Annotated in this window: 14 protein-coding genes and 1 pseudogene; 1 reads left to right on the top strand and 14 read right to left on the bottom strand. The window is 56.5% G+C overall.

Features of this window, described 5'->3' with window-relative positions; all coding sequences use genetic code 11:
• Positions 1 to 209, top strand: a pseudogene (locus tag FKP33_RS27130) (hypothetical protein); the annotation flags it as partial.
• A 185-nt stretch (positions 210 to 394) separates the two neighbouring features.
• Here FKP33_RS27130 and hemL read toward each other — a convergent pair.
• The 14 genes from hemL to yihA all read right to left on the bottom strand — a co-directional run bounded on the left by hemL (position 395) and on the right by yihA (position 15,343).
• Positions 395 to 1,696, bottom strand: a complete 1,302-nt coding sequence (gene hemL / locus FKP33_RS11200) for a glutamate-1-semialdehyde 2,1-aminomutase (RefSeq protein ID WP_127607788.1) — start codon at positions 1,694 to 1,696, stop codon at positions 395 to 397.
• A 137-nt stretch (positions 1,697 to 1,833) separates the two neighbouring features.
• The gene (gene hemG, locus FKP33_RS11205; protein ID WP_127607786.1) at positions 1,834 to 3,279 is read right to left on the bottom strand and encodes a protoporphyrinogen oxidase; all 1,446 of its coding nucleotides are present in this window, start codon (positions 3,277 to 3,279) and stop codon (positions 1,834 to 1,836) included.
• 4 nt (positions 3,280 to 3,283) lie between these two features.
• On the bottom strand, positions 3,284 to 4,225 hold the full coding sequence (gene hemH / locus FKP33_RS11210; protein WP_141335069.1) for a ferrochelatase: 942 nt from the start codon (positions 4,223 to 4,225) through the stop codon (positions 3,284 to 3,286).
• Position 4,226: 1 nt separating this feature from the next.
• Complete coding sequence (gene hemE, locus FKP33_RS11215; RefSeq protein ID WP_127607784.1) at positions 4,227 to 5,300, bottom strand: uroporphyrinogen decarboxylase; 1,074 nt, start codon at positions 5,298 to 5,300, stop codon at positions 4,227 to 4,229.
• Between the two features lie 201 nt (positions 5,301 to 5,501).
• A complete protein-coding gene (gene hemB, locus FKP33_RS11220) occupies positions 5,502 to 6,494 on the bottom strand; it encodes a porphobilinogen synthase (protein ID WP_141335070.1) in 993 nt (330 codons plus the stop codon).
• Positions 6,495 to 6,558: 64 nt separating this feature from the next.
• A complete protein-coding gene (cobA, locus tag FKP33_RS11225; protein ID WP_141335072.1) occupies positions 6,559 to 8,085 on the bottom strand; it encodes a uroporphyrinogen-III C-methyltransferase in 1,527 nt (508 codons plus the stop codon).
• Between the two features lie 71 nt (positions 8,086 to 8,156).
• On the bottom strand, positions 8,157 to 9,104 hold the full coding sequence (hemC, locus tag FKP33_RS11230) for a hydroxymethylbilane synthase (protein WP_054798545.1): 948 nt from the start codon (positions 9,102 to 9,104) through the stop codon (positions 8,157 to 8,159).
• Between the two features lie 44 nt (positions 9,105 to 9,148).
• On the bottom strand, positions 9,149 to 9,859 hold the full coding sequence (locus FKP33_RS11235; protein WP_127607780.1) for a precorrin-2 dehydrogenase/sirohydrochlorin ferrochelatase family protein: 711 nt from the start codon (positions 9,857 to 9,859) through the stop codon (positions 9,149 to 9,151).
• Positions 9,860 to 9,874: 15 nt separating this feature from the next.
• A complete protein-coding gene (gene ccsA, locus FKP33_RS11240) occupies positions 9,875 to 10,699 on the bottom strand; it encodes a cytochrome c biogenesis protein CcsA (protein ID WP_127607778.1) in 825 nt (274 codons plus the stop codon).
• A gap of 15 nt (positions 10,700 to 10,714) precedes the next feature.
• The gene (gene hemA / locus FKP33_RS11245; RefSeq protein ID WP_054796938.1) at positions 10,715 to 12,115 is read right to left on the bottom strand and encodes a glutamyl-tRNA reductase; all 1,401 of its coding nucleotides are present in this window, start codon (positions 12,113 to 12,115) and stop codon (positions 10,715 to 10,717) included.
• A gap of 197 nt (positions 12,116 to 12,312) precedes the next feature.
• Positions 12,313 to 12,843 (bottom strand): S-adenosylmethionine decarboxylase, encoded by a 531-nt coding sequence (locus tag FKP33_RS11250; protein WP_127607776.1) that lies wholly within the window; start codon positions 12,841 to 12,843, stop codon positions 12,313 to 12,315.
• Positions 12,844 to 12,980: 137 nt separating this feature from the next.
• Positions 12,981 to 13,382 carry an adenosylmethionine decarboxylase gene (speD, locus tag FKP33_RS11255; RefSeq protein WP_054796898.1) on the bottom strand — a complete coding sequence of 134 codons (402 nt, stop codon included), beginning with the start codon at positions 13,380 to 13,382 and terminating at the stop codon, positions 12,981 to 12,983.
• A 371-nt stretch (positions 13,383 to 13,753) separates the two neighbouring features.
• On the bottom strand, positions 13,754 to 14,341 hold the full coding sequence (locus FKP33_RS11260) for a non-ribosomal peptide synthetase module (protein ID WP_174817579.1): 588 nt from the start codon (positions 14,339 to 14,341) through the stop codon (positions 13,754 to 13,756).
• 333 nt (positions 14,342 to 14,674) lie between these two features.
• Positions 14,675 to 15,343, bottom strand: a complete 669-nt coding sequence (gene yihA, locus FKP33_RS11265) for a ribosome biogenesis GTP-binding protein YihA/YsxC (RefSeq protein WP_127607775.1) — start codon at positions 15,341 to 15,343, stop codon at positions 14,675 to 14,677.
• Positions 15,344 to 15,353 lie beyond the last annotated feature (10 nt).

Raw genomic sequence — 15,353 nt, forward strand, 5'->3', positions numbered from 1 at the left:
CCGGCGGGAGCGGTACGGCGCCTAAGCCCGCAGGCGCCGGCGCTGCCCCGTCAACGGACTCGACGCCCGCGCCTTCGGCGGCTAAGCCAATCGCGCCCGACGGCGGCGGGACAGCGACCAAGCCGGTGGAAGCCGGCGACGCCGCAACAACGCCGGCAGCGACGCCTGCACCGGCAGCAACGGCTGCAGAGCCTATTAAGACGCCATAAAGTACGATACATAACAGCAAAGCAAAGCCCATCCGGACCTGCGCCGGATGGGCTTTCGTTTGTTCGAACCTATAGCTGCGAAGCCCGGGCGGGAGCCGGGAAGCTCGCTCCGGCCTCTTGCGCTTTCCCCACTCAAGGACTTCAGCGCCTCCTGGTTCCGTTAACCGCGAGTCTCCGCTTTGCGACTATAACCGCTTCAAAGCCTCGCGCTGCGCTTCGATCGTCGCTTCAATATCTTCCTCGCTGTGAGCGGTCGAAACGAACATGCCCTCGAACTGCGACGGCGGAAGACTGACGCCTAAATCGAGCATCGCGGCAAAGTAACGGTTGAACCGCTGCAAGTCGGACCGTTTGGCCGTCTCGTAGTCGGTCACCGGTTGGTCCGTGAAGAACGGACATACCATCGAGCCTACCCGGTTGATGGTCAGCGGCACGCCAAGCTCGCGCGCATTCGCGGCGAAGCCTTCCTCCAGCCGTGCGGAACGGCGCTCGAGCTGTTCGTACACGCCCGGCTCGCCCAGCAGCTTCAGCGTCGTATAACCCGCCGCCATCGCCAGCGGATTGCCCGACAGCGTGCCTGCCTGATAAATCGGCCCTGCCGGGGCGATCTGCTCCATAATCTCCCGCTTGCCCCCGTAAGCGCCAACCGGTAGTCCGCCGCCGATCACCTTGCCCAAACAGGTCAAATCCGGCGTTATGCCGAACAGCCCTTGAGCGCTGTTCAAGCCGACGCGGAAGCCCGTCATCACTTCATCGAAAATAAGCAGGCTGCCCTTCGCCTTTGTGACCTCACGCAGCCCTTCCAAGAAGCCCGGTGCAGGCGGCACGACCCCCATATTACCGGCAATCGGCTCAACGATCACCGCGGCGATCTCGTCCCCGAATCGCTCGAACGCCAACCGGACGGCCTCCAGGTTGTTGTACGGCAGCGTAATCGTATTCGCGGCAATGCTCTCCGGTACGCCCGGACTATCGGGTAAACCAAGCGTCGCAACGCCGGAGCCCGCCTTGATCAAGAGCGAATCGGCATGGCCGTGATAACAGCCTTCGAATTTCACGATCTTGCTGCGCCCGGTATAACCGCGCGCAAGCCGCAGCGCGCTCATCGTGGCTTCGGTACCGGAGCTGACCATGCGCACCAGGTCAATGGACGGGATACGCGCCGCCACCAGCTTGGCCATTTCCGTTTCCAGCTCGGTCGGCGCGCCGAAGCTCGTGCCGAGCTCCGCCGCCCGTTTAATCGCTTCGACGACTTCGGGCTTCGCATGACCGAGAATAAGCGGTCCCCAAGAGCCGATATAATCGATAAATTCGTTATCGTCGATATCGGTAACGCGGGAGCCGGCCCCTTTTTTCATGAAGAGGGGGGTCAATCCAACTGATTTAAATGCGCGGACGGGGCTGTTGACTCCGCCGGGGATAACTTGTTTCGCTTCCTCAAAAGCTGTCGCGGAGCGCGCTGCGAAGCGTTGTTGCGGTTCGTTCATTCCATCCACACCTTTACTAGAATATGCTTGAAAACGAAGAAAAACCGAGCCGGGATTTTCAAGAAAAGCAAATTCTCGCGCTCGCAGGGAACGATATCCTATTGGATTTGGCCAAACTTCGCGGATAAGCCCGGTACTCACACCGGGCTTTTTTCTTTAAGCAGCCGGGAAAGCTCCAGCGCCGATTCTTTGCCCTGCTTCACGCAATCGGGAAGACCGACGCCGTGGAACGCGGCTCCCGTAATCAGCACCTCCGGCATCCGCTTCGCTAATCCTTCGCGTATACGGCGAATCCGATCCAGATGGCCGACCGGGTATTGCGGCATCGAGTGCATCAGCGGCGTCAGCTCCGTGAATAACGGCTCGGCCGTAATGCCCATCGTCGCCTTCAGATCCTGGCGCACCGCCCGGACGACTTCGTCCTCGGACATGTGCAGCCAGCGGTCGTCGCCCGAGCGGCCGACATAACAGCGCAGCAGCGCTTTGCCGTCAGGAGCGGTGTGCAGCCATTTCTTCGAGGTCCAGGTGCAGGCCGTGATGAAGCGCCCTTCCCTGCGCGGCACGACGAAGCCGGATCCGTCCAGCTCCCGCTTCATATCCTTCTCATCATAAGCAAGGATGACGTTGCCGACCGATACATAGTCGACCTTCCGCAGCTCCTGCGCTTCCGGTTTCGAAGCCGCCAGCAGATCGGCGGCGGCGTAAGCCGGGAGCGTCAGGATGACGCCGTCGGCCTCCTCGATCTCGCCGTCCTCGCGGGTCAGCCGGTAACCGCGTCCGTCCGCCGCTTTCTCGAGTTTGGCAATGCCGCATTGTTTCACGAAACGCACGTTGTCCAGCGCATCCAACAAACCGTGTACGATCGTCTCCAATCCTTCTCTGAAGGTGAGGAACGTCGTATTCCGCGCCGATTCCGGCAGCGTCCGGCTTTCCTCGCCGCCTTCTTTCCGGTTTTTCATCATCCCGAGAATCAGGCTGCGGTGTTTTTGCTCGATGCTATGAAATTGAGGGAACGTCGCCTTCACGCTCAAATCATACGTGTTCCCGGCATAAATACCGGCCAGCAGCGGCTCGGCGATTTGCGAAAGCACCTCGGAGCCGAGCCTGCGTTCCAGGAAGTGGCCGAGCGATTCGTCTTCGTCCGCCGTCCGTTTGGGCAGCACCAGGTCAAGCGCCGCACGCGCTTTAGCTGCGGGCGAAAGCAGGCCGGTCCGCATAAACGGCATAATTTCAGTCGGAATGCCGAGCATTAAGCCCGGTGGCATCCGGTGCAGCTTGCCCCGCGATAAAATGTATGTCTTTTTCGCATTCGGATTCGTTCCCGTTAATTGATCCTCGAGTCCCAGCTCGCGCGCCAGCTCGACCAGCGCGGGCTTGCGGGCGAGAAAGGAATCCGGCCCCTTCTCGATGACGAAGCCGTCCCGCCGAAGCGTGCTGATCTTGCCGCCGAATCTGTCGCTCTTCTCCATGACGGTAATCCGGCAAGCCTGCCCGGTCTCTTCCATCTGCTTCTTTAAATAATAAGCGGCGCTTAGTCCGGTAATCCCGCCGCCGATGACGACCACATGCGGTTTGGTGTCCATGGTGTCAGTCCTTCCGGGCGAGGGCGTACACGACGTCGCTCAAGGTCTCCATATATAGCGGATCGGTATTGAGCGAACGCGTCCGCTCCAGCTGAATGCCGAGCTCCCGCGCTACTTTTTGCGCTTCGATGTCAAGGTCGTACAAGACCTCCAAATGGTCGGACACGAAGCCGACCGGACATACGAGCACATGCTGCGCGCGTTCTTCCTGCTTGATCGAACGCAAGACATCCAAAATGTCCGGTCCGAGCCACGGTACGCCGGTTTGGCCTGCGCTTTGCCAGCCGAATTGCCACTGCGTAATGCCGGTTCTGTCCGCAATCGCCCTCGACGTCTCGAGCAGCTGCTCCGGGTAAGGGTCCTTCATTTCCAGTATTTTCTCAGGCAAGCTGTGCGCGGTAAACAGCACCTGCACCCGCTCCTTCGGCACCTCAAAACGGGCCAACGCTTCCTCCACCCGCAGCGCCAGCGCTTCAATCAGCTTCGGATGCAGATGATAGCTGCGCACGAACGCGATGTTCAAGCCGAGCTCATCCGCTTTCTCCTGCGCCCGCTTGATGTAACCGCCGACGCTCATCGCGGAATAATGCGGCGCCAGTACGACGCCCACCGCTTCCGTAATGCCGTCTTGCACCATCCGCTCTACGCCGTCTTCGATGAAAGGCGACGCATGCTTGAGCCCTTGGTAACAGACGAACGTGATGTTCGGATATTTTTCGTTCAAACGCGCTTCCAGCGCCTTCACCTGATTGTCGGTGTTCTCGCGCAGAGGGAATACACCGCCGACGATCGCTTCGTAACGATCCTTCAAATCCTGCAGCTGTTCGGGCGTCGGCGCATGGCCCCGGCGAATATGCGTATAATACGCTTCGATCTGATCGATGCTCTCGGGCGTTCCGTAAGACATCACCAGCACGCCGATTCGTTGAATCCGGTTCTCGCTCATCTTATACACCGCTTTCCTGCTTCAATGTGCCGCGTTGTTGAATCGCTTGACTGGAATACGCATGAATAAAGTCGGTCAATTCCTTCAGTTTCTCGAGCGACGCCTCCGGGAACAAGCCGTGTCCCAGATTAAACACGTAGCCCGGCTCTTCAATGCCCGCATCGATAATGGCTTTCGTCTGCTCTTGAATGACGCTCATCGGCGCCGTCAGCACGTATGGATCGAGATTGCCCTGCACCGCATAACGGCTGCCTAACCGCCGCCGCCCTTCAGGAATCGAAACCCGCCAATCGAGTCCGATCACGTCGGCTTGGACACCCTGGAGCGTGGGCAGCAGTTCGCCCGAGCTGACGCCGGGGAAATAAATTTTCGGCTGATCGAGGTGGCTGAGTTCATCGAAAATACGCTTGATCGTCGGCAGCACGTACGTTTGAAAGTCGACCGGCGACAACGCGCCCACCCAGCTGTCGAACAACTGGAACGCTTTAGCCCCGGAGGCGACGTGCGCCTTCAAATACGTGATGACCATGTCCCCAAGCTTATCCATCAGCTGGAACCACACTTTCGGTTCACTGTACATCAGCGTTTTGGTGCGAATATAGCTTTTGGACGGCTTGCCTTCGATCAAATAACTGGCGATCGTAAACGGCGCCCCCGCGAACGTAATGAGCGGCACTTCCAGCTCCGCGACAAGCAGCTCGATCGTCCGCAAAATATGCGGCAGGTGCTCCTCCACTTGAATCGGACGAAGCCGCTCGACATCCGCCGCCGTACGGATCGGGTTATGGATGACCGGTCCGATATTTTTGACAATGTCAAAGTCGATGCCGATGGACGCGACCGGATTCATGATGTCCGAATACAAGATCGCCGCATCGACGCCAAGCTTTTTCACCGGCATCATCGTCACTTCCGCGGCCAATTCCGGCTGCGTGCAAATTTCGAGCAGGCTGTACTTCTCCTTAATTTTCCGGTAATCCGGGTCATAGCGGCCCGCTTGGCGCATGTACCATACCGGCAGCCTATCGACCGGCTGCTTTTTACATGCGCGAATAAACAAGTCGTTGTAACTCATTCCCGTACCTCTTTTCCGTATACTTCCATAGTCTAAGTATCATTATGCCCTATTTGGAACCGGGTAACAACGGAAATCATCCGGTTGTTTCCGACAAATCTTTGACATCAGGCGTAACCTGCCTGCAAAAAAAGTCCTGATTTCCCGGAAGGAATCAGGACGCAATGCCGTCGGAACGGCTCGGGTTTAAGCTTCTTGCCTTTATGCCTGCAGCCAACGGACGATATCTTTCGCAAAATAAGTAATAATCAGATCGGCGCCGGCCCGTTTGAAGCCGAGCATCGTCTCCAAGACGATCGCGCGCTCGTCAATCCAGCCTTGAGCGGCAGCTGCCTTCACCATCGAATACTCGGCGCTCACATTGTAGGCGACAAGCGGCAAATCGTAACGGTCGCGCAGCATCCGCAGCACATCCATGTAAGCCAGAGCCGGCTTGACCATCAGGAAATCAGCGCCTTCCGCCACATCGCTGTCCGCTTCGCGCAGCGCTTCCCGGGCGTTAGCGGGATCCATTTGATACGTTTTGCGGTCGCCGAATTGCGGAGCGGAATGAGCGGCGTCGCGGAACGGGCCGTAGAACGCAGAGGCGTACTTGACGGAGTAAGACATGATCGGCACGTTCTCATAACCGGCCTCGTCCAAGCCTTGGCGAATCGCATAGACGAAGGCGTCCATCATGTTCGACGGGGCAATGATGTCCGCGCCGGCCTCGGCCTGCGATACCGCTGTCTTGACGAGCAGTTCGAGCGACGGATCATTCAGCACGTCGGCCCGCCCTTTGGCCTCGTCGTAATGCACCACGCCGCAATGGCCGTGATCCGTAAATTGACATAAGCACGTATCCGCGACCACGAGCAGATCCGGCGCCCATGCCTTCACTTGGCGCGTCGCCTGCTGGACGATCCCGTTCGGATCGTAAGCCGAACTCCCGTGAGCGTCCTTCTCATGCGGAACGCCGAACAACAGCACGGCCTGGATGCCCAGCGAGACGACCTCGCGGATTTCTTCCTCCAGCCGATCCAGCGACAAGTGATATACGCCCGGCATCGAGGAGATTTCCTCTTTCACATTCGTGCCGTGCGTGACAAAAATCGGATAAATCAAGTCGTTCGCCGTAACGGCATGCTCGCGGACTAAATTCCGCATAGCCGCCGACGTGCGCAGACGACGGTTACGAACGATCGGAAAACCCATGATTGTTACCTCCTTGCGGATTTGGGCGGGCCGGCCTGAACAAGACCGGCCTTATGCCATTTTTTTAGGCGTACAAGCTTTGAACGAGCGCGTCAACGGTCGCTTCCTTAGCCAAATAATCGACCTTCAAGCCGGCTTTCTCGGCCGTTTGTGCGGTCATCGGCCCGATACAGGCGATTTTACAGCCTTGCAGCAGCTCAAGCGGCGACTCTACCCCAAGCCGTTTCAGCGCTTCCAGCAGGTTGGTGACCGTAGACGAGCTCGTAAACGTGACGATATGAAGCTGACCTTTCCGGAGGAAGTCGACGATCTCGTCGCCTCCCTCGGTTTCCAGCACGTTTTCATAGATATCGATTTTGGTAACGTCGAGGCCCATCTCCCGCATTTTATCGGGCAAGTAGGTTCTCGCAATATCCGCGGTCGCGAGCAGCACCCGCTCGCCCGCCTTCAGCTGCGGCGCTAACGACTCCAGCAGCGCATCTCCTTGGAACACCGGCGGAATCGCCTCGACCAGCAAGCCTCGCGCCTCCAGCGCGGCGGCCGTCTTCGGTCCGACGGCAACGAGACGCGCCCCGGCCATGGCCCGAATGTCCACACGCAATTCCTTCAACCGCTCAAAGAACGCATCCACCCCGTTAACGCTTGTGAACACGATCCAATCAAAGCTGCCCAGACGGTTCAACGCGGCGTCTCGCGCTTGCTGCGCCTCCGGGCGGCTGGAAGGCTGGGTGCGGATCACCGGAAACTCGACCGCTTCGCCGCCGAGCTCTTCGATCTGGACAACCAGCTCGCTCGCTTGACTGCGCGCCCGGGTCACAAGAATGCGCCGTCCGAATAGCGGCTTCGTTTCGAACCAGGCGAGCTTCTCGCGCAGCTTGACCACCTGGCCTACAATCGTAACGGCTGGCGATTGAAAGCCTGCGGCGCGCACCTTCTCGACGATGTCGGTTAATGTGCCCGTCAACGTCTCCTGTTCCATCCAGGTTCCCCAGCGAATAAGCGCGACCGGCGTATCCGCCGGCTTTCCGCCCTCAACCAGGCTCTTGCAAATCGTCTCGAGGTTGGCAACGCCCATTAAGAAGATGAGCGTACCCGACGCCTGCGCCAAATTGGGCCAGTTCACGTTGGAATACGTCTTGTTCTTGTACTCGTGCCCGGTTACGATGGAGAACGACGAAGTGAAGTCGCGATGTGTGACAGGAATGCCCGCATAAGCCGGAACCGCAATGGCCGACGTAATGCCCGGTACGATCTCGTACCGGATGCCGTGTTCCGCCAGCAACTCGGCCTCTTCGCCGACGCGGCCGAACACGCTCGGGTCTCCCCCTTTAAGACGCGTAACCGTCTTGCCCTGCAGGGCGAGATCCACGAGCAGCTGGTTAATCTCTTCCTGCTTGAGCATATGTTTATCGGGCAGCTTCCCGACGAAAATTTTCTCCGCACCCGGTTTCATATGCCTCAAGAGCCGCGGATTGGCCAACCGGTCGTACACGACAACGTCCGCGCGCTGGATCGCCTCCAGGCCGCGCAGCGTAATGAGTTTAGGGTCCCCGGGTCCAGCTCCAACCAAATACACGCTCGCCTTACTCATACCGCTTCTCCCCTTACTTCCGAATCCGAATCTCTCTATCCCATGGCATTCTTTGTCCTTGTACGAACGGGTTATTCCTGAACGGCAGCGAGCAGCTCCGCCGCCCCTTTGGCGAGCAACGATTCCGCCAGCCCTAAACCGAGCGCCTCCGGATCGGTTCCACGCTGCGTATCTTTAAGAATTTTCGCGCCGTCCGGCGAACCGACCATCCCGGTCAGCTCGATTTGAGGCCGCCCGTCGCGACCGGTCTCGCCGGTCAGCTTGGCGTACGCGCCGATCGGCACCTGGCAGCCGCCGTTGAGCTTCCCCAGGAAGCTGCGCTCGGCCGCAACGGCGACCGTCGTCGCCTCGTGCCGGTATTTCGCCAGTAAATCCAAAATGAATGGATCGTTGTCCCGGCATTCGATGCAGAGCGCCCCTTGGCCGACCGCCGGCAAGCAAAGCTCCGGATCGAGATAGGCCGATATCCGGTCGCTCCAGCCGATGCGGTGCAGCCCCGCGCCTGCCAGCAAAATAGCATCAAAGCCTTCCGTCTCCAGCTTGCGCAGACGCGAATCGATGTTGCCCCGCACCGGTTCAATTTTCAGATCCGGGCGGTAATGCTGGAGTTGGCTGGCCCGGCGCAAGCTGCTCGTTCCGACCTTCGCTCCCTTCGGCAAGTCGTCGATGCCGTACCCGTCGCGCATGATCAGGCAGTCGCGCGGATCTTCCCGCTCCGGCACTGCGCCGACCGTTAAGCCCGGAGGCAGCTCGAACGGCATGTCCTTCATGCTGTGAACGGCCAAGTCGATATCCCCGTCGAGCAGCGCTTGTTCAATTTCTTTGACGAACAGCCCTTTGCCTCCCACTTTGGAAAGCGTCACGTCGAGAATCCGGTCGCCTTTGGTCACGATTTTCTTCAATTCGAATTCCGCTTCGATGCCGTTATCTTCGCACAGCTTGCGCAAATGCTCAACCACCTGTCCGGTTTGAGTCAAAGCAAGCGCGCTCTGCCGTGTTCCCACTACAATTTTGCGCATATGGTTAACTCCCTAGCTTAGTGAATTCATTCGATTCTGTAACGTCACGTTCCCTCGTCCAGCCGCAGCAGCGACTCGCCGATTCGCCGGATGCCCGAGAGCGTCGGGTGCTGCCTGACCTCGTGCAGCAGCATCTGCCGCAGCCCGGCAGGCACCTCCGTTTCTCCGCGCAGGCGCGGAAGCAGCTCCCACTGCAGCATGGCGCGAAACATCGCCTGCCGCTCGCCGGAGTCCGCCACCAGCTCCTGCAGCGTGTGGCGCAGCTCGTGCAGCAGCTCTACGTACGGAGCATAGCCGTCCTGATCCAGCCGGCGCTCGATGTCCGTGCGCACGAGCCGGGACAAGCCGGGGCTGGCGCCTGCCGTCGAGACCGCGACCGTCAGCCGCCCGCGCCGCGCCGTCGCCGGCAAGATGAAATCGCCGTGATCCGTATCGCCCGCTCCGTTAACCCAAATGCCGAGCGAGCGGCCCTCCTCGCACACAAGGGCGTTGACCGCGGCGTCATTCGTAGCCGCGAACAGCAGCTGCGCGGACCGCACTTCCGCCATGCCGGGCGCGTACGGCCGGCGAATCGCATGAACGTCGCCTGCGGCCGCCAGTCGGTCCAGCTCCGGCGTGAAGGCCGGGCTAATCATCGTCACGGCCGCGCCCGCCTGCAGCAGACCTCTGGCTTTCCGCTCCGCCACCCGACCGCCGCCGACGACACAGCACGGCTTTCCTTCCAGATCAAGCATAATCGGGTAATACGTTTTCACCGCCGCATCCCTCCGTTACGACCATTGATGAAACGTCGAATAATAGTTGGTCAGCACGAAGTTCAACAGCGTAATGGCGAAGGCCGCCAAGTTCCATACCGCCAAACGGTTGCCCGGGGCTTTCAACAACAGCCGCTGAAACATATAAAATACATAGGCGAGCAGAACGAACCAGGAATTCAGCACCTTCGGATCGAAGAACAACCGGTAATCGCCCTGCAGCGCGATCCACACAATGCCCAGCGAGAGGGACAAGAGCAGCAGCGGGGCCCCGATCACTACCGAAACAAGCGCGTAATGATCCATCTTCTCCAGACTGGGAAGCCGCTGCATGCGCTGGGTCCACTTCTTCTCTTTGAGCTTGCGGTGCAGAAACAAGTACATGCCCGAGAACACGGCCGATACGACAAACGCGGCGTACCCGGTAACGGCGAGCGTAATATGTATGAATAGCAGCTCGTCCGTTACATTCCAACGGGACAACGTTGGCGCCAGGCCCGGCTTGCTGAAGATGTTCAGAGCCAGCATGGCGAATCCGAACACATTGACGAAAAACACGAACAGTTCGATTCGAAAAAACCGGCTCATCGCCAGCGACACGGTAACAAGGAGCCACCCGAATATGAACAGCGTCTCAAACATCGAGAACGCCGACAAGCTGAGATGTGAGGTCAGGCTGTACACCAAATAAATCGTCTGCAAAACCCATACAAAAAGAAGCAACCCTGTCCCCATCCGTTTCGCACTTCGGTTCGGATTGCTGAAATCCGCGAAGTAAAACAAGAGGCTCAGGGCATAAATATACAGTATCGCATCGTAAAACCAGGTTTGCGTGACCATGGTCTTCCTTTCCGGTTAAGCCTTGGCCAGAGCATCGCCGCCAGGCACCGCATGCCGCACCTTCGCAAGCAGTTCCTCTTTCGCCCGCTCCTGTGCCGCCTCGGCTTCCCGCTGCCGCAGTTCCTGCTCCGCCCGCTTTTGCCCTTCCAATTGCTCTTCCAAAGCAAAAATTTTCGTGAACATGTCCAGCGCGTCATCCCCGTGACGCTCGGCAGCCATTTCTTTGATGCGGACAATGGGATCGCGCAGCATTTGATTGACAATGCTCTTCGTTAGTTTACGTATAACCTTCAGCTCGTGTTCGTCGAGCTCCGGCAGCTTCTTCATTAAGCTGTCCATCGTTTCCTCATGGATCGCGGACGCTTTCGTTTGCAGCGCTTGGATAACGGGACTGATGCCCAGCGTTTTGGACCATTGCTCGAATGCGGCTATCTCGGCCTTGATCATCTCTTCGATTTTCACCGCCGCTTTATGGCGTTCTTCCATGTGCGAATTGACAAGCGACTGCAAGTTGTCGATATCGTACAGGAACACATTCGGCATATCCCCGAGACGCGGATCCAAATCGCGCGGCACGGCAATATCGATCATGAACAGCGGTCGCGATCTGCGCCGCTGCAAAATACAGGACACCTGCTCCGACTTCAATACGTAACCTGCGGAACCGGTGGAACTGATTACGATGTCGGCATCCTCCAGATGCGTAAGCAGCTTGTCCATCGTACTGGCTACGCCCCGGAACCGTTCCGCAAGCTCTTGAGCACGGGTTAACGTACGGTTGACGACCGTCACCTTATTGGCGCCGTTGCTGACGAGATGCTTGACGGTGAGCTCGCTCATTTTGCCTGCGCCGACGATCAGCACGTTCTTGTTCTCATAGCTGCCGAAAATTCGTTTGCCAAGCTCAACCGCGGCGTAGCTGACCGATACCGGATTCTCGCCGATGCCCGTTTCCGTATGCGCCCGCTTGGCCATCGTGATCGCCTGCTTAAACAGCGTGTTGAACAGAACGCCCGTCGTCTTCTCTTGCTGAGCGAGCAGGAAGGCATCCCGCACTTGCCCCAAGATTTGCGTCTCGCCAATAACCATGGAATCGAGACCGCTCGTCACCCGGAACAAATGCTGGATGGCCATCTCGTTCTCATAAATATATAAATGCTTGTTGAACTGCTCTTTGGGCACGTTGAACCATTTCTCGAGAAAGGCACGCAAATGGTGCCCGCATAAGTGCTGCGTATCCACCGCCACGTACAATTCCGTCCGGTTACAGGTGCCCACAACGACGCATTCCATCACGCTCTTGGTCGCTTTCAGCTCCTGCAGCGCTAACGGTAAATCTCCGTCGACGAATGCAAACTTTTCACGAATCGACACCGGTGCCGTACGATAATTCAAGCCCGCTACGACGATATGCATCTGGTTCACCTGCCTCCCCCTCTATAAATTTCAATTTATTATACCATACGATACTTGATACTTCGATCTTATTTATGAAGATTTTATTACAGCCACAGCCTGAAGGACAGTTCTGCCAATTTAGTTTCAACGGAAAATCGTTCCGTTATACTTCTGACGGTTAATTCTTATGTACCCGACCACCGCATATTACATCTCTAGGGCAGCAGCTTCCGGTCGAGCAGCTCCGCCAGCGCCTTGTCGGCTTCCGTGAGCTTGGTGTTCTGCGAACTGACGACCGCGTCGCCCGGCGACATCAGGCTGCCGTAAGCCGCGAACAACGCCGCGAAGCCGCGCGCCGCTTCGGCAAGTGTCTGCTGCTCATCGGCTTTCAAAGGGCGCGTTCCGGCAATTTGAAGCCGCACCAAATATTGAAGCAGCTTCGAGGGCGCCTCCAGCTTCGCCAGCTTGCCTTCCCCGTAGGCTAACACCAGATGCTCGTGCGCGTAAGCCGCGGAATACGCCGCCTGCCGCAATGAATTGAGCCCGTCGGTATCTTTCGCTTTCGCGCTTTCCGTCAAATGACTGCCGAGCAGCTCCATCTGAAACCGCGCGACTTGATACAGCATTTTATCCGCACGCTCCACTGGCGTCCCGCGGCCGGCCAGCTCGACGATTTGCAGCCCCGACCATAATACAAGGACGCCCACGACGGCGTACATAAACCATTTTTTTCGCTGCCGCTTCATTTACCGGTTCCACCTTTCCCGCACCGGACAACAGGCGCCGATGCCCATACAAGCCTTCTCTGAGATTGTATGGGCCAAGCGAAAAAGAAATAACCTCGGAATTTAACCTCCGAGGTTACCATATATGCATTGCCTTATTATTTAACCAATTGCGCTTGCTTCAGAACCGGTGTTTCAACTTGCAGCTCGCCCATCCCGCGAACCAGCTTCTTCGCATGAACCGTCTCAGGCTTCAAAACGGACAGCATATGCTCGATTGCGAGCTGTGGATCAACCGTTTCACCGCAGGTGTAACAGTCAAGGGCCGCGAATCCTTTCTCAGGATACGTATGAATGGAGAGATGGCTTTCCGAGAGCAATACGAGAACTGTTGCTCCTTGGGGTTCAAATTGTTTGGATTGTACCGACAATACAGTTGCTCCACATACCTCAGCAGCTTCTACCATTTGCGCCTGCAACCATTCTGCATTGTTGAGAAGATCAAAATCGACTCCCCAAGTGTCTACAGCTACGTGTCTTCCGAAAGTTGAGTATTCCATCTTTCGGTTCCCCCTTCCTAGGAATAAAATGTTTTGAAAATTTCATCCGCTAGGACCTACGTCATTCACTTCTCGAGGGAATAATCTCTCGCAACATTCAATGTCCTGAGTGAATCCTGGTTCCTATTTTGTTTTCAACGAGAATAAAAATAACATCTATTGAACAGAAATGCAATACTTTTTTTATGAAGATTATTTCCATGTCCCCGCTTCCTCTGCGCATGACACCCTGTATTCGATGCCCTGAGCGGTGTGATCGCCGCGGAATCCGCCAACTAGCCCGCTTATGCACGGTTGAGCTGAATAAAAAAAAGAACCCTGATCCCCTGCTGTGTGCGCCAGGGAATCGGGCTCTCGGCCAATCCTGTATATTAAGCTTCAAGTACGAACAGTCGGTGTGTGAGTTTGTGCAAACGGCCGTCGATATGTTCGCGGATGCCGTTCTCTGCGATCTCGTTTCTCAAATCGAGCAAGCTGTTGATTTGAGCCCGGATAGCGTCGATCTCGGCTTCCACTTCGTTTTTGTTATACAACCGCTCCAACTGGCCGGCCGTATCGCGGTATTCGTAAACGATTTTTTCGGACGTTTCGGTATTTTCCGTAATCTTTACCACGGCGCCTTGCTTGTACGTATAAACCATCGTGTAGCCCGTGTAAATCCGGTGAACGATAGCATCGCCTTTGAAGACAGACACTGCTTTTCGCATCAAATTGACGATGTTTTTGTTATGAATGCGGCAGGTTCCTTGGCACACGTACAAGTTCATTTTTCGTTCGAACGACAGGACGATTTCTTCGCCCGCGTCATCCTGCAATACCACCTCTTGATTTCCGTTTTCGAGTACTTTGACTTGCATAGAAGCTCCATGATCTTTGAACATCCGAATAAAGCTGTCCATTTCGGCTTCCGTTAACTGTAGGCAGGTTTTGACATATTCAGTCGCTAACCTATTTGCCATAAAAATCCCTCGATTCATTTTTTTCGAACCATTTCGAACCATGCTGCTTGTGATTATTTTCGTTGCTCTATATACATTATACTACATATTTATTTAATATTCCTGCTAGACGAATTGTGTTTTTCGCCAGAATTCAGAAAATAATCCATTCTCCCGTGAGGAAGACGACGGAATGTTCAAAAAACTCGAGTTCCCTATCGATGTTCCGCAGTTCGCTCCCTGATGTAAGGAACGGGCACGGCCAAAACTCTTGGCCCGGGATAGGCCAAAAAGCCCCCGGCCATGTAGCGGCAAGAGGCTTTGTTTATAACGGGTACGAGGATACGCTTCGTTCTACTCGCCGTCGATAGACGGTTCTTTGACTTCGTCCTTGTCAGCGGCGTTCCCGGCCTTATCCGCCTGCTCGCCGGACGCAGCATAACCGATTCGCTGCTCGATCACGCTCCACAGCTCTTCTTTGCCCATGCCGGTTTCCGAAGAAAACAGCACGAGCGGGTCGGACTTGTCCGCCTGCAGCGTTTCCTTGATGATCTTGATATGCTTTTGCCACTTGCCCTTCGGTATTTTGTCTGCCTTCGTCGCGACGATGCAGATCGGTACCCCGTGATGCTTCAGCCAAGCGTACATCGCCTGATCGTCTTTGGAAGGCGGATGGCGCAAGTCAATCATATGCAGCAGCAGCTTCATCGGCTCGCGGTGCATTAAATATTGTTCGATGAACTTGCCCCATTTCTCACGTTCGGTTTTGGACACTTGAGCGTACCCGTAACCCGGCAAATCAACGAAATACAAATCGGAATTAATGCGATAATAGTTCAATTGCTGGGTTTTTCCAGGCTTCGAGCTTGTTCTTGCCAAATTTTTGCGGTTGATCATCCGGTTAATCAGAGAGGACTTCCCTACATTAGAACGCCCTGCCAGAGCAATCTCCGGCAAGGCATCGACAGGGTACTGACTCGGACCAACCGCGCTGATAATAAACTCAGCTTGATTGACCTTCATGTTCGTTCAC

Source organism: Paenibacillus sp. tmac-D7, from assembly GCF_006519665.1.
Taxonomy (GTDB): Bacteria; Bacillota; Bacilli; order Paenibacillales; family NBRC-103111; genus Paenibacillus_G; species Paenibacillus_G validus.